General features: G+C 36.8%; 1 protein-coding gene. It reads right to left on the bottom strand.

What is annotated here, in order from left to right:
* On the bottom strand, positions 1 to 232 hold a 232-nt coding region (locus AB0T83_RS20415), incomplete at its 3' end, for an outer membrane beta-barrel protein (RefSeq protein ID WP_366195021.1).
* Between the last annotated feature and the right edge of the window lie 48 nt (positions 233 to 280).

The raw sequence follows: 280 nt of genomic DNA, 5'->3' as shown, positions 1-280 counted from the left end.
TTCTTCCGTTTTCTGTTACATAAGTCGTCCAGTAATCCTGATTGGTGTGCATATATCTTGCAGAAATAAAGTATTTTTTCAGAATTCCGAATTTCAGGTAAAGCCGGTCATTCGGGTTGGGATTCAGATAAAGATTTCCTCTGGAATAGGTACCGTTAATTTCAGGCATCAGGAAAGGATTAAACTCAGAATACCATGGTCTCCAGATGCTTCGGTTATAGGTAAGACTCAAGTCAAATTTCTCCGAAAAATTATATTTCAGCAATAAATTGGGAAGAAA

The sequence above is a fragment of the Meridianimarinicoccus marinus genome, assembly GCF_040689105.1.
In the GTDB taxonomy this organism is placed as follows: domain Bacteria; phylum Pseudomonadota; class Alphaproteobacteria; order Rhodobacterales; family Rhodobacteraceae; genus Meridianimarinicoccus; species Meridianimarinicoccus marinus.
Note: the sequence above shows the minus strand (reverse complement) of the source record. Positions and strands in the feature narration are given on the sequence as shown.